This is a genomic window from Stenotrophomonas forensis, from assembly GCF_028752115.1.
GTDB classification, from domain to species: Bacteria; Pseudomonadota; Gammaproteobacteria; order Xanthomonadales; family Xanthomonadaceae; genus Stenotrophomonas; species Stenotrophomonas forensis.
This window is the reverse complement of record NZ_CP082270.1, coordinates 2,848,108-2,874,441: the sequence shown is the minus strand read 5'-3', so window position 1 is coordinate 2,874,441 and position 26,334 is coordinate 2,848,108. Positions and strand designations below refer to the sequence as shown.

At 67.9% G+C, this 26,334-nt stretch carries 23 protein-coding genes; 14 read left to right on the top strand and 9 right to left on the bottom strand.

Features of this window, described 5'->3' with window-relative positions; translation table 11 throughout:
- The first annotated feature begins 92 nt into the window (after window positions 1-92).
- Window positions 93-710: a decarboxylase gene (locus K5L94_RS13390; protein ID WP_197564058.1), complete on the top strand. Its 618-nt coding sequence runs from the start codon at window positions 93-95 to the stop codon at window positions 708-710.
- A gap of 173 nt (window positions 711-883) precedes the next feature.
- The gene (locus K5L94_RS13385; RefSeq protein ID WP_274512632.1) at window positions 884-1,657 is read left to right on the top strand and encodes a CDP-diacylglycerol diphosphatase; all 774 of its coding nucleotides are present in this window, start codon (window positions 884-886) and stop codon (window positions 1,655-1,657) included.
- On the opposite strand, the gene K5L94_RS13380 is transcribed toward K5L94_RS13385, so the two are convergent.
- Window positions 1,654-2,253, bottom strand: a complete 600-nt coding sequence (locus K5L94_RS13380) for a GNAT family N-acetyltransferase (protein WP_274510642.1) — start codon at window positions 2,251-2,253, stop codon at window positions 1,654-1,656. The genes K5L94_RS13385 and K5L94_RS13380 overlap by 4 nt on opposite strands.
- Window positions 2,254-2,464: 211 nt before the next feature.
- Between K5L94_RS13380 and K5L94_RS13375 the strand changes: the two genes are divergently transcribed.
- Window positions 2,465-5,191, top strand: a complete 2,727-nt coding sequence (locus K5L94_RS13375) for a TonB-dependent receptor plug domain-containing protein (RefSeq protein WP_274510641.1) — start codon at window positions 2,465-2,467, stop codon at window positions 5,189-5,191.
- An 82-nt stretch (window positions 5,192-5,273) separates the two neighbouring features.
- Here K5L94_RS13375 and K5L94_RS13370 read toward each other — a convergent pair whose 3' ends face one another.
- On the bottom strand, window positions 5,274-5,918 hold the full coding sequence (locus tag K5L94_RS13370) for a hypothetical protein (RefSeq protein WP_164240422.1): 645 nt from the start codon (window positions 5,916-5,918) through the stop codon (window positions 5,274-5,276).
- Between the two features lie 185 nt (window positions 5,919-6,103).
- Between K5L94_RS13370 and K5L94_RS13365 the strand changes: the two genes are divergently transcribed.
- Window positions 6,104-7,264 carry an amidohydrolase family protein gene (locus tag K5L94_RS13365; RefSeq protein ID WP_053450016.1) on the top strand — a complete coding sequence of 387 codons (1,161 nt, stop codon included), beginning with the start codon at window positions 6,104-6,106 and terminating at the stop codon, window positions 7,262-7,264.
- Window positions 7,265-7,308: 44 nt separating this feature from the next.
- On the opposite strand, the gene K5L94_RS13360 is transcribed toward K5L94_RS13365, so the two are convergent.
- Together K5L94_RS13360 and K5L94_RS13355 are read right to left on the bottom strand one after the other, a co-directional pair.
- On the bottom strand, window positions 7,309-7,746 hold the full coding sequence (locus tag K5L94_RS13360; protein WP_274510640.1) for a DUF3806 domain-containing protein: 438 nt from the start codon (window positions 7,744-7,746) through the stop codon (window positions 7,309-7,311).
- A 132-nt stretch (window positions 7,747-7,878) separates the two neighbouring features.
- The gene (locus K5L94_RS13355; RefSeq protein ID WP_053450014.1) at window positions 7,879-8,760 is read right to left on the bottom strand and encodes a LysR substrate-binding domain-containing protein; all 882 of its coding nucleotides are present in this window, start codon (window positions 8,758-8,760) and stop codon (window positions 7,879-7,881) included.
- 122 nt (window positions 8,761-8,882) lie between these two features.
- Here K5L94_RS13355 and K5L94_RS13350 point away from each other — a divergent pair, with 122 nt between their 5' ends.
- Window positions 8,883-9,581: an ankyrin repeat domain-containing protein gene (locus K5L94_RS13350; protein ID WP_053450013.1), complete on the top strand. Its 699-nt coding sequence runs from the start codon at window positions 8,883-8,885 to the stop codon at window positions 9,579-9,581.
- A 51-nt stretch (window positions 9,582-9,632) separates the two neighbouring features.
- Window positions 9,633-11,090: an amidohydrolase family protein gene (locus K5L94_RS13345; protein WP_053450012.1), complete on the top strand. Its 1,458-nt coding sequence runs from the start codon at window positions 9,633-9,635 to the stop codon at window positions 11,088-11,090.
- Between the two features lie 133 nt (window positions 11,091-11,223).
- Here K5L94_RS13345 and K5L94_RS13340 read toward each other — a convergent pair whose 3' ends face one another.
- Together K5L94_RS13340 and K5L94_RS13335 are read right to left on the bottom strand one after the other, a co-directional pair.
- Complete coding sequence (locus K5L94_RS13340) at window positions 11,224-11,877, bottom strand: response regulator (RefSeq protein WP_053450011.1); 654 nt, start codon at window positions 11,875-11,877, stop codon at window positions 11,224-11,226.
- A complete protein-coding gene (locus K5L94_RS13335) occupies window positions 11,870-14,899 on the bottom strand; it encodes a sensor histidine kinase (RefSeq protein WP_053450010.1) in 3,030 nt (1,009 codons plus the stop codon). Before K5L94_RS13335 ends, K5L94_RS13340 begins: the two co-directional genes overlap by 8 nt.
- A gap of 96 nt (window positions 14,900-14,995) precedes the next feature.
- Here K5L94_RS13335 and K5L94_RS13330 point away from each other — a divergent pair, with 96 nt between their 5' ends.
- From K5L94_RS13330 to K5L94_RS13300, 7 genes are all read left to right on the top strand, one after another.
- The gene (locus tag K5L94_RS13330) at window positions 14,996-15,328 is read left to right on the top strand and encodes a hypothetical protein (RefSeq protein ID WP_053450009.1); all 333 of its coding nucleotides are present in this window, start codon (window positions 14,996-14,998) and stop codon (window positions 15,326-15,328) included.
- Window positions 15,329-15,405: 77 nt separating this feature from the next.
- Window positions 15,406-15,822 carry a helix-turn-helix domain-containing protein gene (locus K5L94_RS13325; protein WP_238581802.1) on the top strand — a complete coding sequence of 139 codons (417 nt, stop codon included), beginning with the start codon at window positions 15,406-15,408 and terminating at the stop codon, window positions 15,820-15,822.
- Complete coding sequence (locus K5L94_RS13320; RefSeq protein WP_053450007.1) at window positions 15,819-16,475, top strand: hydrolase; 657 nt, start codon at window positions 15,819-15,821, stop codon at window positions 16,473-16,475. Before K5L94_RS13325 ends, K5L94_RS13320 begins: the two co-directional genes overlap by 4 nt.
- Window positions 16,476-16,477: 2 nt before the next feature.
- Window positions 16,478-16,903, top strand: coding sequence for a DoxX family protein (locus K5L94_RS13315; protein ID WP_053450006.1), 426 nt, complete (start codon window positions 16,478-16,480; stop codon window positions 16,901-16,903).
- 119 nt (window positions 16,904-17,022) lie between these two features.
- A complete protein-coding gene (locus K5L94_RS13310) occupies window positions 17,023-18,870 on the top strand; it encodes an amidohydrolase (protein ID WP_187299815.1) in 1,848 nt (615 codons plus the stop codon).
- Window positions 18,849-20,132 (top strand): alginate export family protein, encoded by a 1,284-nt coding sequence (locus K5L94_RS13305; RefSeq protein WP_053450004.1) that lies wholly within the window; start codon window positions 18,849-18,851, stop codon window positions 20,130-20,132. Before K5L94_RS13310 ends, K5L94_RS13305 begins: the two co-directional genes overlap by 22 nt.
- A complete protein-coding gene (locus tag K5L94_RS13300; protein WP_053450003.1) occupies window positions 20,126-21,775 on the top strand; it encodes an MFS transporter in 1,650 nt (549 codons plus the stop codon). Before K5L94_RS13305 ends, K5L94_RS13300 begins: the two co-directional genes overlap by 7 nt.
- A gap of 122 nt (window positions 21,776-21,897) precedes the next feature.
- Here the strand turns inward: K5L94_RS13300 and K5L94_RS13295 are convergent, their stop codons facing one another.
- Complete coding sequence (locus K5L94_RS13295; protein WP_274510639.1) at window positions 21,898-22,722, bottom strand: alpha/beta fold hydrolase; 825 nt, start codon at window positions 22,720-22,722, stop codon at window positions 21,898-21,900.
- 186 nt (window positions 22,723-22,908) lie between these two features.
- Between K5L94_RS13295 and K5L94_RS13290 the strand changes: the two genes are divergently transcribed.
- The gene (locus tag K5L94_RS13290) at window positions 22,909-23,295 is read left to right on the top strand and encodes a hypothetical protein (RefSeq protein WP_053451328.1); all 387 of its coding nucleotides are present in this window, start codon (window positions 22,909-22,911) and stop codon (window positions 23,293-23,295) included.
- Window positions 23,296-23,361: 66 nt separating this feature from the next.
- Here the strand turns inward: K5L94_RS13290 and K5L94_RS13285 are convergent, their stop codons facing one another.
- Both K5L94_RS13285 and K5L94_RS13280 read right to left on the bottom strand, forming a co-directional pair.
- Window positions 23,362-24,075: a DUF2968 domain-containing protein gene (locus tag K5L94_RS13285; protein ID WP_040007538.1), complete on the bottom strand. Its 714-nt coding sequence runs from the start codon at window positions 24,073-24,075 to the stop codon at window positions 23,362-23,364.
- A gap of 99 nt (window positions 24,076-24,174) precedes the next feature.
- On the bottom strand, window positions 24,175-26,328 hold the full coding sequence (locus K5L94_RS13280; protein ID WP_053450001.1) for a TadG family pilus assembly protein: 2,154 nt from the start codon (window positions 26,326-26,328) through the stop codon (window positions 24,175-24,177).
- Window positions 26,329-26,334: the final 6 nt, after the last annotated feature.

Genomic DNA, 26,334 nt, shown 5'->3' with positions numbered 1-26,334 from the left:
CGCGCCTTTGCCCGTCCCCACATGGCAGCCGCTGCATCTTCATGGCATCCTCACGAAACTGATTGGCCTGGTGCCATCGACGGATGAACAACATGCACAACTGGATCGCACCCGCGGCCGGCGCGCTGATGGTGGCGCTTTGCCTGGCCGCCCCCGCGGCACAGGCGGCCGAGCCGACCTTCGGTGGCTGGCGCAACCTGGGCTCGCGCGATGGCGCCGAGCCGGCGTTGCGGGATGTGCCGTTCGCGCTGCTGCCGGTGCCGGCGAGCCGTGACGCCCGTTTCGCGATCTACGACCGCGAAAGCAAGCGGCTGGTGTGTTGCCTGCAGGTGGCCAGCGCCGAACTGGACGATACGGCGTTGCGCAAGGTCTACCAGCTGCCCGAACAGTGGGTGACCGATCTGCGCAACGGCCGCAGTACGGCGCGGCCGTGGCCGACCCGGGTCTACGAGATGCGGCGTACCGATGAACTGGTCGACTACGGCTTCAGTGATGCGCCCGAAGCCTACAGCGATCTGGGTGGGCTGCTGGTTCCGGCCAACGCACGGCTGCTGCCCGATGGCAGCGTGCAGGCCGGGTCGACCTACCGCCTGCAGTTCCGCAGCACGCCGCTGGGCGACGACAGCAGCGCGCTGGACCGCTTCACCCTGCAGCCGGCCCAGGACGCGGGCAAGCCGGTGGTGGTGGAAGTGTCGTACGGCACCTACTGACCCAGGACAGTGATCCGGCGGAACGCCGGGATCGCCATGGAAGCGATTCGGCGCGACCCCGCATATCCCGGGCAGGGCAAAGGAAAGCTTCCATGCCGCCGGCGCGGTGCGTGGCTGGGAGGGCGGCTACACTACGGGCCGCGGCCGTTGGCCGAGCCACTGACGTGAGTGCCGTGCCCCGCCTGTTGCTGCTGTTGTCCCTGTCCGCGCTGGCTGGTTGTGCCAGTGCTCCGCCACCGCCGGCCCACTCCGATGCGTTGTGGCGGTTGATCGAGCGTGACTGCCGCGGGGCCGAAGGCCCGCGTGGTGACTGCCTGCAGGTGGAGGCGGCGGTGGATCGGCGCGATGTGCTGGTCAAGGACGCGCACGGCGACTACCAGTTCCTGCTGATGCCGCTGGACAAGCTGAGTGGCATCGAGAACCGCAGCCTGTACCGGCGCGGCGCACCGAATTACTTCGCCGCCGCCTGGCAGGCCCGCGGCCATACCGAGCGGGCCCTGGGCCAACCGCTGCCGCGCAGCGTGGCCAGCCTGGCGCTGAATTCACCGCATGGGCGCTCGCAGCATCAGCTGCATATCCACATCGACTGCCTGCGTGCAGACGTGCTGCAGGCCCTCGATGCGCAGGCGGCTGCGCTGGGCACAGAGTGGGCGCCACTGCCGGTGCTGCTGCGTGGCCATCGCTACCAGGCACGCCTGCTGCCGGGCGCGGAGCTCACCGCTAATCCGCTCAACCTGCTGGCCTATGGCCTGGCAGGCGTGGACGATGTGGGCCAGTGGAGTCTGGTGGTGGCGGGGCGTGACCGGGTGCAGGGTGGCCCGGGCTTCATCCTGCTGGCCACCCGTGTGGACGCGGAAACCGGCAACGAGGCCAGCGGAGAAGAGTTGCAGGACCACGCTTGCTCGGTGCTGACCGGTGCCGGCGATGTGCTGGAGCGGGTGCGCTAGTCCGCCACCTGCAGGCCGCTGCGCCACGTCGGCGCGGTCAGTGCCCACAGCTGGCGATCCTGCCAGCCGTCCATGTCCAGATGATGGTCGCGCAGCAGGCCTTCCAGGTTGAAACCGAAGGCGTGCAGCGCGTTGGCGAACGGCGTGTTGCCGTCCGGGGGCAGCATCACGAACAGGCGATGCAGGCCGACGCCGTCGAACAGGAACGGGCACAGTGCCTGCAGCATGGCGTCGACATGCGGATGCCCGTGCTGCAGCGATAGCAGCTCGACGCAGCGCGCCTCCTGCGATTGCAGGCGGATGTGCAGCTGGTCCAGCACCGTGCCGTGTTCGTCATCGAAGACGCCCAGCAGCAGCTGGTCGTTGTCCTGCTCCAGGCGTGAGCGATGCATATGGGCGAGGAAGCGTGCTTCCTCGTCGATGCCGGACGGGGGGTGGCGGCCGCGCTGCCGACGGTCGTCGAACAGGCGCCAGCGCGGCAGATCGGTGCGCTGGAACGGGCGCAGGGTGATCGGCGCCACCTGCAGCTGCAGCAGATGGCGGCGCAGCACCGGGCGTAGCGGGGGGAGGGCGGGGGTCGGATATGGGCTGATCATCCCCGCAACGATGGCGAGGCCCGCAGCGGCAGACCATTCAAATCGTTGCAAAAGCGTGATCGCTGCCGCGGCAGGTCTGATTCGGTTCAGGCATAAGTCCATCAGGGCTGGTCATTTCCGTTGAAACTGCCCATTCAGGACACTTTCGTTACGGGAACGTTATGTGCCGATGGCCGCTGCCCGTGCCACCACCCACTCCTCCAGGAAGCCCATGTCCGCCTCTCACAAGGCGCTGCGCCCGCGTCCGCTGGTGCTCGCGCTGTCGTCCCTGATGCTGGTCTCGTCGCCGGCCTTCGCGCAGGAAAGCGCACCCACCCAGTTACAGGAAGTGAAGGTCACCGGCTCGCGCATTCCCCGCGCCAGCGTCGAGGGGCCGTCGCCGGTGACGGTGATCAGCCGTGAGCAGATCGATGCGCAGGGTTACCGCAATGCCTTCGATGCATTGAGTGCCTTGACCGAGAACACCGGCAACGTGCAGGGCGAAGACTTCGGCAACACGTTCACCCCGGCCGCCAACACTATCAATCTGCGGGGGCTGGGCCCGAACCGCACGCTGGTACTGGTCAACGGCCGACGCCAGTCCGACTACCCACTGGCCTACGAAGGTTCGGTGAACGTGGTCAACCTGGCCAACATTCCGAGCGCGCTGATCGAGCGCATCGAGGTGCTGGCTGCCGGTGCATCGGCGGTGTACGGCTCCGATGCCATTGCCGGCGTCGTCAACATCATCCTCAAGGACCACTTCGAGGGCGTGGACGTGAACGTGCGCGCTGGCGGTACCCAGCAGGGCGGTGGCGACAACCAGCGCGTACAGGTGGTCGGCGGCGGTTCCGGTGAGCGCTGGGACGGCCTGTTCGGCTTCGAGTTCGATGTGCGCAAGGCGATCCACGCGCGCCAGCGCGACTTCATGGATTCGCTGGACGATGACCCGACCGGCAAGGCGCCGCAGGCCACCGCCATCGCCTACCGGCGCAACGCCGCCACCGGCCGCAACATCGACCCGGGTACGAACGGCTGCGACCCGGCGTCGGGCATCTACGGCGGCAGTGTGTTCCGTGCCTTCAACCCGCGCCAGGGCTGGTACTGCGGCAGCAATGAGGCTGCCGCCAGTTACTGGACCGTGCAGACCGAGAAGCGCAACCTCAATGGGTATGGCCTGCTGACCTTCCACGTCAACGAGACCACCGACCTGTTCGCCGATCTGGCCGTGGGCAGCGCACGCATCACCAACAACACCCGCGCGCCCACCTGGACGTCGGCCCGCAACTATTTCTACAACCAGACCACCGGCAACCTGGAGAGCTGGTACCGTCGCTTCGCACCGGAAGAGATCGGTGGCCTGCCGCGCAACGCCAACCGCTTCCTGGAAAACTCGTGGTCGTTCAACGTCGGCGCGCGAGGCCGGATCGGCGACAGCGACTGGGACTATGAAGCGGTCTACAGCCGTTCCCGCTACGAGAACCGTACCCGTCGCCCGGTACTGCTGGCCGGCATCAACGAATACCTGCTCGGCCCGAAGCTGGGCGTGCGCGATGGCGTGGAGGTCTATGCACCGGACCCGGCACGCCTGTTCAAGCCGCTGACGCCGAACGAGTACGAGGGGCTGTCCGATTACCAGGAAAGCCGCAATGCAGCGTGGCTGCAGACCTTCAGCGCCAGCATCAACGGCCGCCTGTTCGCGCTGCCCGGCGGTGATGCCGCGCTGGCGGCGGTGGTCGAGGCCGGCAGCCAGGGTTACCGCAACCGCCCCGATCCGCGGCTGGGGAGCGGAGAGTTCTGGAACACCAGCGCCGGCATCGGTGCCGGTGGCGAGCGCGACCGCTATGCGGCGGGTGTTGAACTGCAACTGCCGTTGCTGAAGTCGCTGACCACCACCCTGGCCGGTCGCTACGACCAGTACCGTGCCGGCGGCGAGCACCTCGGCAAGGCCACCTGGAGCTTCGGCGTGGAGTTCCGCCCGATCGAGAGCCTGCTGATCCGTGGTACCGCTGCGACCAGCTTCCGCGCGCCGGACATGAACTACGTGTTCGCCACCGAGACCCGTGGCTACAACCCGGGCATGACCGACTACTGGCGTTGCCGCACCGCAGGCCAGTCGTATGACAACTGCGACTACAACGGCCTGTCGATTGACTACAGCAACCGCGCGAATGCGCAGCTGCAGCCGGAAACCGCCAAATCCTATGGCTTCGGCGTGGTCTGGTCGCCGCTGGCCGGGCTGGATTTCAGCGCTGACTACTACGACATCCGCATCGACAACGAGGTGACCAGCCTCGACACCAGCCGCATCCTGCGCGACGAGGCCGATTGCCGCCTGGGTCGCACGCTGGGCGGCGAGGCGCGTGATATCGGCTCACCGTTGTGCCAGGACGCGCTGTCGCGGGTGATCCGCAACCCCTCCAATGCCACCGTGCAACCGGACCAGGTGACCCGCGTGCTGATCAACCCGATCAACGCGGCGTCCGAATCGGTACGCGGCCTGGACCTGAAGGGCAACTGGCGCTTCGATGCGGGCCGCTATGGCCGCTTCACCACGCGCCTGGCCTACACCGTGGTGCTGGAGCACACATACCGGCAGTTCTCCGACGACCCGGAGCGCGACATCCGCAATTCGCTGGATGACTACCAGTGGCGCAGCAAGGCCAACGGCAGCATCACCTGGAACCAGGGTGACTGGACCACCACGCTGTATGGCAACCGTTTCGGCTCGCTGCCCAAGAGTGATGGCAGTGGCCGCATGGGTCCGTACATGACCTACAACGCCAGCGTGTTCCGCCAGTTTGGTGAGAACCTGTCGGTGGGCGTGATCGTCAACAACCTGCGCGACAGCCGCCCGCCGGCGGACAGGAACGGAGGCGGCTGGCCGTTCTATCCCGTCGGCAACTACGACCCGTATGGCCGCCAGTACTGGTTGCAGCTGGACTACCGGTTCCGCTGATCCCGCTGCAAGCGAAAGGCCCGGCATTGCCGGGCCTTTCGCCTTTCACTCATCGTGTGGTGCCGCTGCGCCCGCCGCCGGTTCAGGGCAGCGCCTGCTGCAGGTACGACTCGATGACATAGCTGAAAGGCTGCTGCTGGCGGTCGCGCAACAGGGCGCGCACTTCCAGGATCACGCCATGATCGCCTTCGCCGCGCGGCGGCCAGAAGGTCTGGTCGGCCAGGGTCTGGCGCTGGAAGCCGAGCGGGCCGACCACGCGCCCGAAGGGCTCGTCAGTGCTGTCCAGCACGTCGTTCATGGCCGGGCTGAGGTGGCCGGGCAGGTACCAGTTGTCGGCCTCGGACAACACGCGGGTGCCACAGACCAGCTGCACGCGGCGGTAGCGCAGGGCGGTACCGGATTGCGCCGCGCCCAGCGCCTGCAACACGTCGGCCGGTGCCGGCTTGTCCTGGCCGCGCACGCGCACCGCACGCACCCGTGCCTGCTCGGCCAGGCCATGCTCGGCGCACCAGTGCTCCAGGGTGGCGGTAGCGCTCTGCCCGGACAGCACGCGCTGGTGCAGCCGTTCGACCAGCGCAGCCGGCGCGATGCGCTGCTGTCCAGGCGGTGCCTGCAGCGGTGCAGTGGCGGCGGCATCAGTGGCGGACAGGCTGGCGATCGGGGCGGCGGCAAGCAGGGACGCGGCCTGCCAGCGGCGGAGACGATCGTGGCGGTCGGACGGGCCCATGCGGCATCACAGCGGAAACAGGTGCCTATGGTACCCGTTCAGGCGTGTGCACGGCGTGGCAGCGGCCGGCCGTCGTTGCGGCATTCATCGTTCTGATGAATGCATGGCATCCAGATATTTCGTTGGCCGATGGGGGTGCCGGGGGCGCAGGATGGCGCCATGACCTGGCTTTGCGGGAGTTTCCGATGACGCTTCAGTTCGTCCATGGCGGCGTGGATCGCGACGGTGCACCGTTGCATTTCCACATCCGCAACGGACGCATCAGCGGCCTGAACGCAGAAGGCACGCCGCGCGAAGGTGCGGAAAGCGTCGATCTGAGCGGCTTTGCCGTCCTGCCAGGCCTGGTGGACGGCCATATCCACCTGGACAAGAGCTTCGTGGGTGATCGCTGGCATCCGCACCAACCGGTGAACAGCCTGCGTGAGCGCCTGGCGGTGGAGAAGGCGGCGGTGGCGGGCGCGGCACCGATGGTCGACCGGGCCGAGGCGCTGATCCGCCAGTGCAGCGGCTTCGGCACGGTGGCGATGCGCTGCCACGTCGACATCGATGGCAGTACCGGGCTGCGCCATCTGGACGCGGTGCGCGAGGCGGCGCTGCGCTGTGCCGACATCGTGCGCATCCAGCTGGTGGCGTTCCCGCAGGCCGGGGTGATGTCCTGCCCAGGCACCGCCGTAGTGCTGGAGCAGGCCATTGCCGCGGGCGTGGAGGTACTGGGCGGCATCGACCCGACCACCCTCGACGGCGATGCCGAAGGGCAGCTGGCGCTGTTGTTCGGCCTGGCCGAGCGCTATGGCGTGCGGCTGGACATCCATCTGCACGAACCCGGCGAGACCGGGCTGGCACAGCTGCTGCGCATCGCTGCGCGGACCCGGGCGGCCGGATTGCAGGGCCGGGTGGCGGTCAGCCATGCCTATTCGTTGGGTGAAGTGCCGCTGGCGCGCGCGCTGCAGGTTGGCGAGGCGCTGGCCACGGCCGGCGTAGCCATCATGAGCAATGCACCGGGCGACCACCCGTTCCCGCCATTGCGTGCGCTACATGACGCCGGCGTGCGCGTGTTCGCCGGCAACGACAACATCCGCGACTGCTGGTGGCCGTACGGCAATGGCGACCTGCTGCAGCGGGCGATGCTGCTGGGCTACCGCTCCGGCTTCTACACCGATGCCGACCTGATGCTGGCGCTGGACATGGTCACCACCCATGCCGCTCAGGTGATCGGGCTGCCACAGTACGGCCTTGCGGAGGGCTTACCGGCCACCTTTGTCGCGGTGCGTGCCGACCATGGCCCGGCGGCGGTGGCTGCAGTGCCAGTGGAACGCCGCGTGGTGGTGGACGGCCGCTGGCTGTAGATCCACGCCATGCGTGGGTGATGCGATCGAATCCGGCGCGCGGCTCACACGTAATCGTCGGCGCGGGTCGCGACGAACTCCTCCAGCCACGCCAGCAGGTGGGCAATGTCGATCACCTCGCCCTGTTCGACGCGCTTGAGCAGCAGCGTACTGGCGCCGATCTGCAGGCTGCTGTCGGCATAGCGCGGCACCGCATCGATGCCCCAGGCGTCGGTGACCTGCATCCACGCCAGGCCTGGCACGCGCTGGGCCAGGGTGTCGCCGAACGCCACGCCAAGGGCCTCCCAGCCGTCGCCGTCGTCACGGTCGATCAGTCCGGCGTCGACCACACGCTGCAGCGTGCTGGCTGGCAGTGGCCATTGCACCGGCAGGCTGGGGAAACCGGCCGCCACGCGTGCAGCGATCAACGACCGCTGGTGTTGCAGATGGGTCTGCAGGGCCGCGGGCAGGGGATCGAAGCGGGCGGGAATTTCGTCGGACATGGCGAGGCGCCGCGGAGCACGGAAACAGCGGGCACTGTATCTGGCGATGTGACGCCCAGGCGCGGCAGGATTGTTCAGATATCGATGTCTGATGCGCGAAACGCATCCACACATGGCGCGGATCTACGCTGCTCAATCCGGTTCGCGCTGCACCTGCCGCCACAACTCGCTGGCCAGCGCGCGCACGGCGTCATCGGCATCGGCGCGATGCAGCAGGCCGATCTCGTAGTTGTCGATCACCGGCAGGTCGCGCTCACCATCGATGATGCGGTGTTCACGCATGACCGCGCGTCGGGGCAGCAGGCTGATGCCGATGCCATCGGCCACCGCGCCCTGGATGCCGCTGAGCGACGAGCTGGTGAAGGCGATGCGCCAGCGCAGGCCCAGCGCTTCCACGGCGTGGATCATCTCGTCGCGATACAGCCCGCGCGGCGGGAAGGTGACCAGCGGCAGCGGATCCAGCTGCAGGCAGCTGCTGCGCAGGCTGTCGATCCAATGCATCGGCTCACGCCGGCAGTGCACGGCCTGACGCGTGTTGCGACGCTGTTTGACCAGCACCAGGTCCAGCTCGCCATGGTCGAATCCGTGCGCCAGGTCGCGGCTCAGTCCGCTGCTGATCTCCAGCTTCACCTGCGGATGGCGACGGCTGAAGGCCGCCAGCATCCGCGTGGTCTGCGCGTTGACGAAGTCCTCCGGCACGCCGATGCGTACGGCGGTCTCCACCGTGGCGCCGGCCAGCGCCTGGGCCATTTCCTCGTTCAGGTCGAGCATGCGCCGCGCGTAGCCGAGCAGGGTGTGGCCGGCATCGGTGGGATGCACGTCGCGGTGGCCGCGTTCGAGCAGGCGGTGCCCGGCCAGTTCCTCCAGGCGGCGCACCTTCTGGCTGACCGTGGACTGGGTCGAATGCAGTCGCGTGGCGGCGGTGGTGAAACTGCCGCAGTCGGCCACCATCACCAGCGCCCGCAACAGGTCCAGTTCGAACAGGGTTCTATTCGATTTGGCACTGTCTGGCATTTGAACATTTCACTTCTGGATGCAAGTGGCGACTTCTACCATGCAGGAAAGGGGGGCGGCAAGCAGGGCGCTGCGGTTGTGCCGGCAGCGCCCGCAGGACCCGCCGAACAGGAGAAACGAAGATGCGTATCCATCGTTGCCGTCGCTGGCCCGCTCCGCTGGGGCGCCTGCTGCTGCTGTGCCTGCTGGCGATGGCCATTCCTGCCTGTTCGGCCACCGCGGGCTCGCCCGATGCGCGCCTGCGCGACGCGGCCGCCCGCGGCGACAGCGAGGCGGTGCGCGCGGCGCTGGAAGAGGGCGCCGATCTCGACGCTCGCGACGGCCAGGGCCGTACCGCGCTGCTGCTGGCCACGCATGGCAACAACGTGGATGCCGCGCGCGAGCTGATCGAGGCGGGTGCTGACGTCAATGCCAAGGATGCGTTGCAGGACAGTGCCTACCTGTACGCCGGTGCGCGTGGCCTGGACGAAATCCTGGCGATGACGCTGGCGCACGGCGCTGATCTGCACAGCACCAACCGCTATGGCGGTACCGCGCTGATTCCGGCCGCCGAGCGCGGCCACGTCGCCACCGTGCGCACGCTGCTGCGCGCGGGCGTTGCGGTGGATCATGTCAACCGCCTGCACTGGACCGCATTGCTGGAAGCGATCCTGCTCGGCGATGGAGGACCGCGTCATGTGCAGATCGTGCAGCTGCTGCTCGATGCCGGTGCCGATCCCGAGCGCGCCGACGGCGATGGCGTGACACCACTGGCCCATGCGCGGCAACGCGGCTACACCGACATCGAAGCACTGCTGCGCCAGTACGGCGCGGTGCGCTGAGGCCCGACCCCTTCCACCCGCACGCTGGGCGTGCCCATCAGGATGCTGTCCATGTTCCGTTTCCATTCGCTGTCTCTTGCCGTCCTTGTTGCGGTGGCGCCGCTGTCGGCCGCGGCCGCCGAGCGTGCCGACCTGCTGATCCGCAATGCCACCGTGGTGGATGTCGAACATGCCAACACGCTGCCTGGGCAGAGCGTGGTGATCCGCGGCGAGGACATCGTTGCCGTTGGTCCGGACGCGAAGCTGCGCAGCCAGTGGACGACCGCCCGCCAGATCGATGCCAAGGGCAAGTACCTGATCCCGGGCCTGTGGGACATGCACGTGCACTTCGGTGGCGGCCCGGCGCTGATCGAAGAGAACAAGGCGCTGCTGCCGCTGTACATCGCGCATGGCATCACCACCGTGCGTGACTGCTCCGGCGACCTGCCCGAGCAGGTGCTGCAGTGGCGTGGCGAGATCGCCAAGGGCACCCTTTTCGGGCCGCGCCTGCTCAGTTCGGGCGCGAAGATCGAAGGCATCAAGCCGGTCTGGAAGGGCACGATCGAAGTGGGCAGCGAGGCGGACGTCGATCGGGCGATCGCCCGCCTGCAGCACGACAAGGTCGATTTCGTGAAGATCACCGACAGCACGCTGAAGCCGGAGCTGTTCCTGTACTCGGCCAGTGCTGCACGCAAGGCCGGCTTCAAGGCTTCGGGCCATATCCCGATGGCGCTGACCGTGGAGCAGGCCGTCGATGCCGGGCTGGCTTCGATCGAGCACCTGGACTATGCGTTCAAGGCCGGCAGCAAGGACGAGGCGCAGATTGCAGCCGACTTCGCCGCCGGCCGCATCGACCGCGCGGAAGCCAACCGCCGGCTCGACGCCAGCTTCGACCGCGATACCGCGATGCACGCCTACCGCGATTTCGCCAGGCGCGGCGTGTTCGTGACGCCGACCCTCAACGGTGGCCGCATCCTCGACTTCCTCGACCAGGATGACCACGCCAACGACCCGTACCTGGCCTACATCGGCCCGGGCCTGCGCGCGACCTACCAGTGGCGCGTCGACCGTGCCGCCAAGGCCACGCCCGCGCAGATCGAAGCCCGCCACGCGCAGTACCACCAGGTGGCCGCAGTGCTGCCGCTGCTGCAGGAGGCGGGCGTGACGATCATCGCCGGCACCGATGCGGGCTTCCTCAACTCGTACAACTTCCCGGGCATTGCGCTGCACCAGGAACTGCAGCTGTTCGTGAAGGAGGGCCTGAGCGCACCGCAGGCGTTGTCGGCAGCGACCCGTTCCGGCCCGGCCTGGTTCGGCCAGATCGATCGCTACGGTGGCGTGGCCATCGGCAAGGCCGCCGACCTGGTGCTGCTGACCGCCAATCCGCTGCAGGACATCGCCGCTACCGAAAAGATCGACAGCGTGATCCTGCGTGGCAACGTGTATGACCGTGCGGCGCTGGACAGGATGCTGGCCGAGACCAGGGCGAAGGTCGCGGCCTGGAATGCCGAGACGGCCAAGGCCAACTGATGGCGGAGTTGGGCGCCTTCATTCCTGGAGAGTCGAGCCATGCTCGGCTCACTCTGTTCCGCTGTCCAAGTATTCGATCCGGTTGGGATTCATCCACGCATGGCGTGGATCTACTGATCGTGGGATCCGTGCGTCAATCGTGGCCGCTGTCGTCCAGGCTGATGATGCCGCGCCGCAGCGCCTGAGTGACCGCATGCGTGCGATCGCCGACGCCGAGCTTGTCCATCAGGCTCTTCATGTGCGCCTTCACCGTCTGCTCGGAAATCTGCATGCGTTCGCCGATGCGCTTGTTCGACAGGCCACCTGCGACGTGCCGCAGCACTTCGGTCTCGCGGGGTGACAGCCGGTCTTCCACCACGTGCGCGGCGATGCTGGCAGCCACCGCCGGTGGGATCGGTGCGCGCCGGCCACCGGCCACCATGCGGATGGTGTCGACCAGTTCATGGCGCAGCATGTCCTTCAGCAGATAGGCACTGGCACCGGCCTGCAATGCGCGCACCGCACGCACATCGCCTCGGTAGGTAGTCAGCACGATGATCCGTGCACGCGGGTCGAGCGCGCGGATCCGCACGATCGCTTCAACGCCATCCAGGCGTGGCATCTGCAGATCCATCAGCACCACGTCCGGGTGCAACCGCTGGTAGCACGCGATGGCCTCTTCGCCGTCGGCGGCTTCGCCAAGCAGCTGCAGATCGGCCTGCGCGCCCAGCAGCGCCGCCAGGCCGTCGCGCAGCAGGGGGTGGTCATCGACCACAAGGACGCGGATCGGGGCAGGGATTTCAGTCATGCTTCGGAGTGCTCCAGGGCCAGCGCCAACGCGATGGAAGTCGGTGATACAGGCGCCGCGCGGGGACCGCCAGCGCAATTTCGGTACCCAGTCCGGGGCGCGTCCACAGCTGCAGCTCGGCACCCAGACGCTGCGCCCGCTCGCGCATGCCCTGCAGGCCCCAGTGGCCGTGGCCGGCGTTCTCGTCGGCGATACCCACGCCATCATCGCGCACGTGCAGCAGGAAGCAACGCGTGCCGTAGGACAGCTCCACCTCGATGGCACTGGCGTCGGCGTGACGCAGCGCATTGCGGATCGCCTCGCGCCCGATCAGGAAGACCTCTTCAGCGGCGTCGGCCTGAAGCAGTGGCGCTGCCCCCTCCACGGTCAGGCGCAGCGGGTTGGTGCCCTTGCCGGCGTACTCGGCGTGCACGTCGGCCAGCGCCGACGCAAGGTCGCGATCGGCGAACGGGCCATCACGCAATGCGTTGACCCGCTCGCGGCCTTCGGCCAGGTTGCGCTCGGCCAGCTGCATCGCCGACTCCAGCTGGCTGCGCACCGGCGCCGGGGTCTGCGCGGACTGGCTGATCGCATGCAGGCGCAGGATCAGGCCCTGGCTGCCCTGCAGCAGGGTGTCATGCAGGTCGCGGGCGATGCGTTCGCGTTCACCGTGGCGCTCCTGCAGACGAGCACGGAACAATGCCGCCAGCTGGCCACTGCGGATGCGTACGGCCATCACCAGCAGTGCCAGTATCGCCGCTGCGCACAACAGCTTGAACCACACCGTCTGCATGAACGTAGGCGCGATGCGGAAGCTGCGGCTGGCCGGCATGGTGCTCCAGATGCCGTCTTCGTTGGCAGCTTCCACCTCGAAGCGGTAATTGCCCGGTTCCAGGTTGGTGTAGTACGCACGGGTACTGCTGCCGGCGTCCTGCCAGCCGTCGTCGACGCCGGACAGGCGATAGCGGTAGCGGTTGCGCTCCGGGCGTGCCAGCGACAGCGCCACGTAGTCGATCTGCAGCTGGCTGGTGCCCGCAGGCAGGCGCAGGCCGTCGTGCAGGGGCTGGTGTGCGCTGCCGTACAGCACCTCGCCGATGCGCACGCTGGGCGCCATCATGTTGACATGCGATCGCGTGGTATCCAGCCAGGCCAGGCCCTGGTTGGTGGCCAGCCACAGCAGTCCGTCATCGGCCAGCGCGGCGGTGGCGATCGGCCCGCTCTGCAGGGCAATGCCTGGCATGCCGTCCACCGCATCGAACAGGCGTGGCGTCACCTGCATGCCGGTGCGCAGGGCGCCGCGCAGCTGGCTGCTCTGCAGCCGTACCAGGCCCCGGCTGCCATTGAGCCACAGGTGCCCGCGTGCGTCGGCGACCATGCCGGTGATGCCTTCGAGCACACCGGCCATGTCAGTGCGGACGGGCACGAATGGGCCATTTCCCACGCGCGCGGCAAGGCCGGCTTCGCCGGCCACCAGCAGCAGATCCTGATGCTGCAGCAGCGCGGTCACCGGCCCCACGGCAAGCCCCTGGGTGGTATCGAAGGTGTCGATGCCCGTGCTGCGCATGCGGCGCAGCCGGCCGTCGGCATAGCCGAGCAGCAGCTGGCCCTCGTGGTCCAGTGCAAGCGTTGAACAGGCCAGCTCGGGCAAGCGCGTTTCGCGCCGCCATTGGCCATGCCGGTAATGCAGTACGCCGTGTTCGCCACTGCAGACCCAGGCCTGTTCGTCGTCGGCGAACAGCAGGGCATGCAGCGGTTGCCCGGTGAATGGTGCCGGCAGCGGAATCAGGGTGGTGTGGCCGGCCACCGTGCGTGCCAGGTTGACCCAGTCGAACTGCCAGACCGGTGTGGGCGCCTGGCGTGCGGCCGTCTGCAGCTGCGCGGCGTTGCCGTCCAGCAACGGCCGGCGCAGATCGTACAGTTTGAGGTCTTCGCCATAGCCATAGACGCGTCCATCGCTGGCCCGCACCAGTGAGCGGTAGGGGTCGCTGGGGCCGGCGGTGAGCGTATGCACGCTGCGTGCGCGGAAGCGGTTGAGGCCAAGATTGGTGCCGACCCAGAGGTTGCCCTCGCGATCGACGATGATCGGCACGGCCGAGGTGGCGGTCAGCCCGTGCGGTGAATCGAAGCGTTCCATGCGTACGGCATGATCGCCCTGGAAGGTGACCCGCGCCACACCGCCATGTGGGCTCATCGTGGCCCACAACGCACCATCGGCGGTGAACTGCAGGCGCGCGGCGACCAGATCCGGCAATCGCCGTGCTTCGCGCTCATGCTCGGCCATCAGGCCCTGCGCGTTGGCCAGCGGCGAGGTGCCGCGCACGCGGTCGGCCAGCCACACTTCGCCCTGCGGGCTTTCGGCCAGTGACGCCATCTGCGATACGGCGATGCCGGTGTCCCTGAACACGGCATCGCCTGATGCGCGCATCCAGACCTTCAGGTCGGCCAGGACCCAGAAGGTGCCGCGGCTGTCATGCAGCACCCATTGCACGCGATGCTCCGGCACGCCGCTCCCGCTCGGCAGCGGTTGCCAGCGCTGGCCGTCGAACCAGCGCAGGCCACCATTGATGGCTGCCCACAGCCGGCCGTCACGGGCCTGGCTGAAGTGTGGCACCACGCCGACCGGCACCCCCTGGCCGCGGCCGTAGTTGTGCAGCTGGCCGCGCGCGAGCTGGCTGATGCCGGCCTGGAAGTAGCCGATCCAGAGTGCGCCATCGCTGCCGTGCGCCAGCGTGACCATGTTGGAGGAGGGAAAGGCGCTGCCGACCGGTGCCGGCTGGCGTTCAAAGCGGCGGCCATCGAAGCGGTAGAGGCCCGAGCCGGTGGCCAGCCACAACAGGCCATCGCGGTCCTGGCTGATGTCCCAGATATCGCCGGGCGCGCCCTGGCCAACCCGCCAGGCGGTGTGCTCGTAGCCGGGCAGGCCGCTGCTCAGCAAAGGGCGCTGCACGGCGAACGCCTGCAGGGAGATCAACAGCAGCAGGCACGCCAGCAGCGCTGGCAGGCGGTGCTGGAACGGGAAGGGGCGGCCACGCATGGCGGGCATTCTGTCAGGTACGGGGCAGGCCAGGGTGACCCGAACGGGGTAGGCGCATGGCGCGCCGCTCGGCTATCACCCCGGCATGTTCCGTGGAGCCCGGCCATGCAGCGCCTGTTCGTGATGTTTCCCGACCGTGCACCGGGCCTTGGCCTGCTCTGGTTGCGGCTGTGGGTGGCCGCTGCGTTGTGCATGCCGGCGGCGCACGCCGGTGAGTGGTCGATACCCGGCCTGGTGGTGGCCGCGATGCTGGTGCTGGGCGCGCTGACCCCGCTGGCGGCGGTGCTGGCAACGCTGGGCCTGTACCTGCTGGCCCAGCCCTGGGCACTTGCGCCACTGCCGCTGGCGCTGCTGCTGCTTGGGCCGGGCGCCTATTCGCTGGATGCCCGGCTGTTCGGCCGTCGCCTGCTGGGGCGGCGGCCTCCCCCATTCGGGTAGGTGCCGGCTTCGTCCGACGGGGGTAGGGCTTCCGGCGCGTGGCACCGACCATGAGCCACCCCTCTGCGGCGTCCCCCATGGCCACCGTTTCCCTGCCTGCTTCGCCCGCCGCATCGCTGGCCCCGCACCAGACGGCGGCGTTGCAGCGCGCCCTGCGCTATGTCGATGACCACCTGTCACAGCCGCTGCGGGTGACCGAGCTGGCGGAGGCTGCCTGTGTCAGTCGCTTCCATCTGGTGCGCCTGTTCCGTAGCGGCACGGGCGCCAGCCCGCTGCGCTACGTGCGCCGCCGCCGCATCCAGCGCGCCTGCCAGCTGTTGCCGGGCGCGAAGCAGCCGATGTCATCCCTGGCGCAGCAGCTGGGCTTCTTCGACCAGAGCCATTTCGTCCGCAGCTTCCGCGCTGAGACCGGCTGCAACCCAGGCCAGTACCTGGCCGGCGATGCGGCCCTGTTGCTTCCCACAGAAAATGTTTCCAACGGAGTCCATCCATGAGCCTTGCCACCGCTGTTGCCGCCCCGTCCCTGCTGTCGCCCACCGATCACGCACTGGTGCTGATCGACTTCCAGTCGCAGATGGCATTTGCTACCCATACCATCGACATCTCGGCGCTGCGCAACAACGTGTCGCTGATCAGCAAGGGCGCCAAAGGATTCAACGTACCGGTGCTGCTGACCACGGTGGCCGAAACGTCGTTCTCCGGCCCGATGTTCCCGGAACTGCCGGAGATCTTCCCGGGCCAGCCGGTGTTCGACCGGACCTCGATGAATACCTGGGAAGATCAGGCGGTGATCGCGGAGATCAATCGCATCGGCAAGCGCCGCCTGGTTCTTGCCGGCCTGTGGACCAGCGTCTGCATCGTCGGTCCGGCGCTGTCAGCGCTGGCGCAGGGGTTCGAGGTGTACGTGATCACCGATGCCTGTGGCGATGTCAGCGAAGAGGCCCACGAGCGTGCGATCACCCGCATGGTGCAGGCCGGCGCGGTGCCGATGACCAGCGTGCAGTACCTGCTTGAACTGCAGCGCGACTGGGCACGTGGCGAGACCTACGAGCTGACCACCGGCATCGCCCGCGACCACGCCGGCGGCTATGGCATCGGCATCCAGTACGCCAAGCGCATGTTCGGCGCGCAGGAAGGCGGGCACTGAGCATGCTGGCCGGCCATGGCCTCGACCTGGCCCTGCTGATGCTGCGCGTGGCAGCCGGAGGCTTCCTGCTGCCGCACGCGCTGGGCAAGCTGTTCGGCTGGTTCGGAGGCCCCGGGCTGGCCGGTTTTGCCACTGAACTGCGCGGCTTCGGCCTGCCAGCGGTGGCACCGCTGCCGCTGTTGCTGGCCCTGCTGCAGGTGCTGTCCGGGCTGGCCGTGCTGCTGGGCTGGCAGACCCGCGTCGCCGCGCTTGCGGCGGCTGCCTTCATCGGCTTCACCGTACTGTTGGCCTTGCCCAGGGGCTGGTTCTGGATGCGCGGCGGTAGCGAGTACCCGTTGATGTGGACCACGGTACTGCTGGCCCTCGCGCTGGCCGGGCCCGGCGCCTGGGCACTGGACGGCCAGCGCCTTCCAGGAGACCTCGCATGAGTCACGATCCACTCGACCACGGCCGCCGCAACGTGGTGCTGGGCGGCAGCGCCGCGATGGCGCTGGGCCTGGCTGGCCGCGCCGGAGCTGCATTCGATTCCACTTCCAAGGAGCGTCGCATGAGCACGCTGGTCATCCGCAATGCCCGCATCACCACCCTCGACCCGCAGCAGCCACACGCACAGGCGCTGGCCGTGCAGGAGGGGCGCATCGTTGCCGTCGGCAGTGACGAGCAGATCATGCGCGACTGGGGCACCGAAGCGACCCTGATCGATGCGCAGGGCCGGCGCCTGTTGCCCGGCCTCAACGACAGCCACACGCACCTGATCCGCGGCGGCCTGAACTACAACCTGGAACTGCGCTGGGATGGCCTGCGTTCGCTGGCCGATGCGATGGCGATGCTGAAGGCACAGGTTGATCGCACCCCGGCGCCGCAATGGGTACGCGTGGTCGGTGGCTTCACTGCCGCGCAGTTCAACGAAAAGCGCCTGCCGACCCTACAGGAACTCAACGACATCGCGCCGGATACGCCGGTATTCCTGCTGCACCTGTACGACCGCGCGCTGCTCAACCGCGCTGCGCTTCGGGCCTGTGGCTACACGAAAGACACGCCGGACCCGCCGGGCGGGCAGATCGTGCGCGACTCGCTGGGCAACCCGACCGGACTGCTGCTGGCCAAGCCCAACGCGCTGATCCTGTATGCAACGCTGGCCAAGGGGCCCCGGCTGCCGATCGAGTACCAGGCCAATTCCACCCGCCACTTCATGCGTGAGCTGAACCGGCTGGGCATCACCTCGGTGATCGACGCCGGAGGCGGTTTCCAGAATTATCCGGAGGACTACCAGGTCATCGAGCAGCTGCACCGCGATGACCAGCTGACAGTGCGCATCGCCTACAACCTGTTCACCCAGAACAAGGGCAAGGAAGTGGATGACTTCCGCGGCTGGAGCGAGATCCTGCAGCCTCGCCAGGGCGATGACCTGCTGCGCCACAACGGGGCCGGCGAGATGCTGGTGTTCTCCGCTGCCGACTTCGAGCTGTTCAACGAGCCACGCCCGGAGTTGCCGGCGGAGCTGGAACCGGAACTGCACGATGTGGTGAAGCTGCTGGTCGAGAAGCGTTGGCCGTTCCGCATCCACGCCACCTACGACGAGAGCATCACCCGCATCCTGGACGTGTACGAGCAGGTCAACCGCGAGGTGCCGTTCGATGGCCTGCACTGGTTCATCGACCATGCCGAGACCATCACTCCGCGCAACATCGAACGCATCCGCGCGCTCGGCGGCGGCATCGCCGTGCAGCACCGCATGGCCTACCAGGGCGAGGCCTTCGTCGAGCGCTACGGTGTGCAGGCGGCGCGGCATACGCCGCCGGTGAAGCGGATGCTGGCCGAAGGCGTGCCGGTGGGTGCCGGAACCGATGCCACCCGTGTGGCCAGCTACAACCCGTGGGTGGCGTTGTCCTGGCTGGTGACCGGGCGCACCGTGGGCGGCCTGGCCCTGTACGGCGATGAGAACCTGTTGGAGCGCGAACAGGCGCTGCGCCTGTGGACCCAGGGCAGCGCGTGGTTCTCGGGCGACGAAGCGGTGAAGGGCACGCTTAAGGCTGGCCAGCTGGCCGACTTCATCCTGCTGTCGGCTGATTTCTTCCGCGTCGATGACGCGCAGATCGCCGACATCACCAGCGTGTTGACCGTGGTCGGTGGCCGCATCGTGCACGCCGACGGTGACTACGCCGGCCTGGCCCCGCAGCTGCCGCCGGCGATGCCCAACTGGTCGCCAGTGAACAGGTTTGGCGGCTACCACGTGGGTGGAGCCGCGACCGGCCTGGCCGCTGCCCACCGCCATCACCACGGTGTGGCCTGCAGTACGCATGGCGCCCATGGTCATGCCGCCCGGCACGTGGCGCCGACCGATGACCTGACCGCGTTCTGGGGCGCGATGGGATGCTCGTGCTTCGCGTTCTGAGCCTGGCGCTGCTGGCCATGCCGGCGCTGGCGCTGGCCTGCGACGGTGGCCACTGCAGCGATGCAGGCGACGGCCAACTGCAATGGGATGCGTCGCTACGCGTGCGTGGCCTGTACTACGATCCGACCCGCTTCGGCATCGGAGGCGCAGAGGATGGCTACGGCCTGCTGCGTGCGCTGGCCTCGGCCACCTATGTGGAAGACACCTGGCAGGCGAAGCTGCAGCTGGGTGTGCACGCCGAGAGTGGCAAGGCCGGCGGCCCCGGCCGTACCGATCGCAGCGCGTTGGACGTGCAGCAGGCGTACTGGCGCTGGCAGCGCGGTGTCTTTCATTTGCAGCTGGGCCGGCAGGAGGCCGGCTACGGCAGCTCGCGGCTGTTGTCGGTACGCGATGGGCCGAACATCCGCCTGGCCTTCGACGGCGCACGTGCAGGCTGGAAAGGCCGCCTCGGCATGCTGGACCTGATGGTGTTGCGGCCGGTGGAGAATCGAGCCGGTGCCTTCGATGATCGGGGCGAACACGGTGCCCACCTGTGGGGTGCGTACGCCACGACGGCGCGCGGTCAGGCGTCGGGCCAGTGGGATCTGTACCTGCTGGACTACCGCCGCGACGGCGCGCACTTCGCCGCAGGCAGCGGTACCGAACGTCGGCAGACACTCGGCGCGCGCTGGTTCGGCCAGGCCGGTGCACTGGACTGGAACAACGAACTGGTGGTGCAGGGCGGTGAACTGGGTGCCGCCACGGGTGACCTCGACATCCGCGCCTGGACGTTGGCCACCGATACGGGTTGGCGCTGGCCGGACCTGCCGCTGCAGCCACGGCTGGGCCTGAAGGCCGACATCGCCAGCGGCGACGGCAATCTGCGCGATGGCCGGCTGGGAACGTTCAATGCCTTGTTCCCGAAGTCGGCCTACTTCAGCGAGGCCAGCCTGCTGGCGCCGGCCAACCTGATGGATATCCAGCCTACGCTGAGCCTGCGCCTGCACGACGCGGTGACGACGGAGCTGGGCGTACAGATGGCCTGGAAGCATCGGCGCACCGATGCGGTCTACACCACGCCGGCACCGCTGCTGGCGCTGCCAGGCACTGCCGGTGGCGCACGCCGCATCGGCAACCAGTACAAATCCGAAACCCGCTGGCAGGCCAGCGAACACTGGCAATGGCAGCTGCAGCTGGCCTGGGTCGATGCCGGTCCTGCACTGAAGCAGGCCGGAGGCCAGGACACGCTGTTCGCCTCGATCATTGGAGCATGGCAATGGTGAACGCAACCGCGTCGCAACCTTCCGTACCGGCCGCAGGGGCCTGGTCGCCGTTGAAGATCCGGATGTTCCGTTCGATCTGGCTGGCGATCCTGGCCAGCAACATCGGCACCTGGGTCAATGATGTGGCCGCCGCCTGGGTGATGGCCGAGCGCACCGGCTCACCGTTGATGGTGGCGCTGGTGCAGTCGGCGACCACGGTGCCGATCGTGCTGCTGGCACTGGCCGCCGGCACCCTGGCCGACATCGTCGACCGGCGCAGGTACCTGCTGGCCACCCAGGGCTGGATGCTGCTGGTGGCTGCTGTGATGGCGGCGCTGACCGCCATGGACATGCTGACCCCGCAGCTGCTGGTGCTACTGACCTTCTGCATGGGGTGTGGCGCGGCGATGGCGATGCCGGCGCAGGCCGCGATCGTGTCCGAGCTGGTGCCGCAGCCGATGCTGGCTTCGGCGGTGGCGCTGAACTCGATCGGCATCAACATTGCGCGTTCGATCGGCCCGGCCATCGGCGGCGTGATCGTGGCCCAGCTCGGTGCGGTCTGGGCCTTCGGTTTCAACGCCATCACCTTCGCCGCGATGCTGTTCGTGGTGTGGGGCTGGAAGCGCGACCCGAAGCAGTCCAGCCTGCCGCCGGAAGGCTTCGGTGCCGGCCTGAAGGCAGGCCTGCGCTATGCCAGCCGCGCCGGGCGGCTGCAGGCAGTGCTGATCAAGTCGGTCGGCTTCTTCTTCTTCGCCGCGGCGATGAACGCGTTGCTGCCGGTGGTGGTGCGCGGGCAGATGCAGGGTGGGGCAGGGCAGTACGGCATGCTGCTGGGCTGCATTGGCATCGGTGCGGTCGGCGGCGCGCTGCTGCTGCCGAAGCTGCGCGCACAGATGGACCGCGACCTGCTGGTGCTGCTGGCCACGCTGTCGCTGGCGTTGAGCCTGGTCGGGCTGGCGCTGACCCGCAGCTGGTACGTGCTTCCCGTGGTGATGCTGGTCAATGGCTTTGCCTGGATCACCGTGCTCTCTTCGCTGCAGATCGCCGCGCAGACAGCGGTACCGGCGTGGGTACGTGCGCGCGCGCTGGCGCTGTACATCATGGTGTTCTCTGCCGGCATGGCCGCTGGCGGCCTGAGCTGGGGCGCGCTGGCGCAGCGCACCTCGCCCGAGCTGGCCCTGCTGGTGGCTGCCGCCGGTGCGGTGATCGGCGGGCTGCTGGTCTGGCGCGTGCGCATCGCCGGTACTGAAGACCTGAACCTGCGTCCGGCCGGGCACTGGCCGGCACCGGAACTCTCAGTACCGGTATCCAATGATCGCGGCCCGGTGCTGGTGACCATTGAATACCGCATCGACGAAGCCGATCGCAGCGCGTTCCAGGCGCAGATGCGCGCGTTGGGCACGATCCGTCGCCGTGATGGCGCCGTGGTCTGGGGCGTGGTTGAGGATGTGGCAACGCCGGGCATCCACCTGGAGTATTTCGTGACCCCGTCGTGGCTGGAGCATCTGCGCCAGCACGAACGCATCACCGCCGATGACAAGGCGATCCAGGAGGTGCTGCGCGAACTGCATCGCGGCGAACGGGCACCAGTGGTACGTCACTTCGTGGGCGGCCATGACCCGCTGCCCAAGGCCGGCGTTCCGCACCACCACAGTGACATCTGACCTGCTCTGGTAGAGCCGGCCGCTGGCCGGCTGCATGTGCTTTGGATCAGGATGGAAAAGTTGCCGGCCAGCGGCCGGCACTACCGCAGAAGCGGCGGCGCTTCAGGCGCCGCCGCAGTCCATCACTTGCGTGCGAACGCCAGCAGGTCGGCGTTGAACGCGTCGGCGTGGATGACCGTCAGGCCGTGCGGGGCCCCGGCATACACCTTCAGTTCGGCGTCGCTGATGATCTGCGAGGACAGCTTGGCCGAAGCATCGAACGGTACGATCTGGTCATCATCGCCATGCACGACCAGCGCAGGCACGTCGATCTTCTTCAGGTCACCGGTGTAGTCCACTTCCGAGAATTCGTGGATGCAGTCGTACTGGCCCTTGACGCCGCCGAGCATGCCCTGCAGCCAGAACGAATCACGCATGCCCTGGGTGACGCTGTTGCCATCGCGGTTGGCGCCGAAGAACGGCGTGGCCAGATCCTTGAAGAACTGCGAGCGGTCGCCGCCGGTGCCCTTGCGGATGCCGTCGAACACCTCAAGCGGAGTGCCGGCCGGGTTGCCGGCGGTCTTCAGCATCAACGGCGGCACGGCGCCGACCAGCACCACCTTGGCGACGCGCTTGCTGCCGTGGCGGCCGATGTAGTGGGCCACTTCGCCGCCGCCGGTGGAATGGCCGACCAGGATCGCGTCCTTCAGGTCCAGCGCGTCGATCACCGCGGCCAGGTCGTCGGCGTAGGTATCCATGTTGTTGCCGTCCCAGGTCTGGCTGGAGCGGCCGTGGCTGCGGCGGTCGTGCGCAATCACGCGATAGCCGTTCTGCCCCATGAACAGCATCTGCGGGTCCCAGGCATCGGAGGACAGCGGCCAGCCGTGGGCGAACACGATCGGCTGTCCGCTGCCCCAGTCCTTGTAGAAGATGCGGGCGCCATCGGCGACGGTGACGTAGTTGCTCATTGCAGGTTCCTTGGCGGAAGGGAGGGAAGGCATCGGCAGGCCTGCCGGTGCCTCCGGCAGTACAGCGCAATGGCTATCGGATGCCTTGCACGCCTGTGCTGGATTGCCGGGGCTGTGACGTGTATCGCTCTGGCGGCGGACCGGGGGTCGGCTGACGATGGCAGCGGACCTGTCGCGGAGCCCGCAATGCCCAGACTTCCATGCTGCCTGTTGGTGTGCCTGCTGCTGTCGACCGCAGTAGGCGCGCAGACCCACGTCTACAAGTGCGTGGACGGCGCTTACCCGGTCTACCAGCAGACGCCGTGCCAAGGGCGCGCGGAATGGCGCTGGGACGTTCCGGCGGAACAGTCCTTGTCGCGTGGCCCGGTGCCTGCCACGTCCACTGCAGCGCCGGCCCGGCGGCGGGCGTCACGCCCCGGGCGCGCGCGGGCTGCGCTGATCCCGATCAGCGCCGATCCCGCCGCCTGTGAGCGTGCGCGGCAGCAACGCGGGAAGGCGTTGGCCAGGGCCAGGCGCCTGGACTTCGTACAGCGCCGACAGCTGGATGACGCGGTGCACGACGCGTGTCGCTGATTTTGGTGCTGAAAACGACAACGGCGCCCATGGGCGCCGTTGTGCGGAGACGCTGGAAGCGCGGGCTCAGCGACCGTCGCTGGCCGCCGCCGGTGCCGGCGAGGGCACGCTGTCCGGCTTGGGCAGGCTCAGCTCCGGGTTGCCCTGTTCGGCCTGCAGGATCTGGATACGGCGCTGCAGCGCGTCCAGCTGGCTGTTGGTGCTCTGCACATCGGTACTCAGGCTGACGGCCTGCTGCTGGGCCTGCTGCAGGGCCGCGCTGACCTGGGCCGACTGCGCCTGCTGCTGTTCCATTTCCTGCTGCAGCGTGCGCAGGCGCTCCTCGTTATAGGCCACCAGGCGCTCGGTGTAGCGCTTGCCGGCTTCCAGCCGGGTGGTGTCGATATAGACCTGCGCCAGCTGTTCGGACTGCTGCGCAAATGTGCGGTACACGCGCTCTGCGTTGTCCACGGCATCGGTCTTGATCACCCGCCAGAAGTTCTTTTCCTGGAACAGGGCGACGTAATACGTCAGGGTGTTGGCGTTGAACAGCAGGCTGGCACCGTAGTTGCCGTTGTAGGTGGTACGCAGCTCGGTCAGCTGGCGCGAATCCATCAGCTGCTTGAGTTCGTCCACGGTGTTGCGCACTACCGGTGCGGTGCGCGCGGCCGGCTCTGCGGCTGCTTCGCGGTCGCCACGGGCAGCCATCGCCGCCGGTGCCACCAGCATCATGGCCACGGCCAGCATTGCCGCGCCGCGCGCCTGACGGGCGAAGACCGCGCCCCCTGAAGTTTCTCGCATGTCTAGACCATCCACGGATGAGTGTGGGTTGAGATGAAGGTGGTTCCCCGCCGGGAGTCTAGCATGGGCGCGGGCGCCGCCAAGGGCGCCCGTCACGGGTCAATAGACCAGCTGCACGGCGCTGCACTGGATCGATTGCACGTTGACATCGGTCCGCCCCAGTTCCAGCCCCAGCACGCTGGCCAGCAGGTTGGTCAGCAGGGTGCCGACGCTGTTGAGGACCGGGCGCAGCGCGGCCAGGATCGGCTTCAGCAGCGTGCACAGCAGGCCGCTGCAGCTGACGCTGCCATCGGGGTTGCTGACGCCGGTTCCACCGGCACCATCGAGGAAGCCGGCCGGCGCGGTCTGGATGTACGAGGCGAGGTTGTTGCGCACGCAGCCGTTGTAGTCGATCAGGTTGCCGAGCAGGCTATCGCAGCGGTTGATCAGCAGGCCGCCGACCAGTGAGCCGAGCAGCCCGTCGAGCACGCCCAGGCCCTGGCCGGTGACGGTGACCTTGAACGCATCCCAGACCGGCCCGTCCTTGTGGCAGGTGACCAGGTTCAGCAGGCCGCAGGCGTAGGGCAGGCCGCCGGGCACATTCCAGCTGTTCAGCGGCGCCAGCTGCCGGCTGGGGTCGCCATCGCGCAGCAGCGGAATCAGCTTGTTGACGTCATAGCGCGTGTTGGGCGGGAACGTGGCCTGCAGGTAGCGGTCGGCCAGCGCCTTGGCGGTGTCGTTCGCGCTCATGCCCTGCTTGGGTGAGCTGAGCATGCCAGACAGGACCCGCAGCAACTCGTTGACCAGATCGGAAACGGCATTGCCCAGTGCCAGCGGATTGATCTGGGTGGAGCCGCTTTCGCCGGCAGCCAGGGTCAGGTTCTGCGAACTGGTCAACGCGGGCAGGGTGATCTTGTCGTTGATCAAGGGCTGGCCCAGCAGTGTCAGCAGCTGTTCCTTCTGCAGGGTGTTGTCACAGACATTGTTCTTGGAGAACCGCTGTGCGGGATCGACGTTGCCGACGCAGGCGCGCAGCACCGAGGAATCGACCTGAATGGTGGCCTGGGGCGAGGTGCCGCCGCATTGGATGCCGGTCAGCGTTCCCATTGCGTTGGCGACATCGACGTGTACGGGCAGATGCAGGCGCGTACCCAGCAGCTGCAGCAGTGGGCCGAGCGCAAACAGGTTGTTGCTGTCGACATCGGCCATCAGCCGGACCTGCGCGTTGTAGGCGCGCGACCCGACGCCACCGATGGCGATCGACGGCGGTTCGACCACCCCGGCCTGCACGTTGATGCCCAGCAGGTTCAGGCCGCCGATCGCGATGCCATTGCCCTCATTGGCGATGGAAATGGCGGTGCTGATCAGGTTGAGGACGCTGATCTTCGATTCCAGCGCGCTGCCGGCGGTACCGTCCGGAGAAATGACTTCGGCGAACAGGCCACCGCCGCCGGATTCGCTGCCCAGCGCGATGTTGAGCTTGGTGATGTCCAGCCGGGTGGCGACCAGGTCCGACAGGGCACGCAGCTGCACGCCGACGGTGGTATCGCGGCCGACCACCGTGGCGGTGGCGTCGACCAGCTGCGCCAGCGAGATCTTGTTGACTGCCAGCAGGCGGTTGAAGTCGGCCACGCTGAGGTTGGCGCTGACTGGAATGTTGAGCGCCTTCAGCAGGCCGGAGGGTGTGACGTTGGCCTGCGCCAGGCCGTCATAGGAAAGCACGGTGGCGTTGGTGACATCCAGGCCGATCAGGCGCAGGGTCGACATCAGCAGCGAATCGCCGCGGGTCCGCAGCAGCTGCGAGCCGACGGCGAACACCGCAGTGGGCTCGGAGCGGCGCGCCACCGCCTGCACGCTGACGGTCGGCAAGCTGGTGTTCTGCCCGAAGAAGGGCAGCACGCTGCGCTGCGCGATGACCTGCACGGCATTGCGTGGATTGGCGGCATCCACAGTCCCCTGGAAACGATTGGTCGTGCCGCGTGTCGCGCTCCAGTTCCCGCACCTGATCTGCAGGCTGCCGGCAAACCGGTTCTGGGTCAGCGCGCTCTGCCGCGCCGCGCTGTTGTCACTGTTGTCCGACGTGCACAGTTCCAGGCGCTGGGCGCCGGCCAGCGCCGCCAGGTCGGCGACCTTCTGCGCATCACGCTTGGCCCAGAACAGGTAGCCGATCTCGACCAGCCCGAGCATGGCCAGCAGCACCAGCATGACCAGCATCATGGTGACCGACATGCCGCCGCGGGGGCGGTTGAAGCTGAACTGGCGTGGGCGTTTCATGGCCTA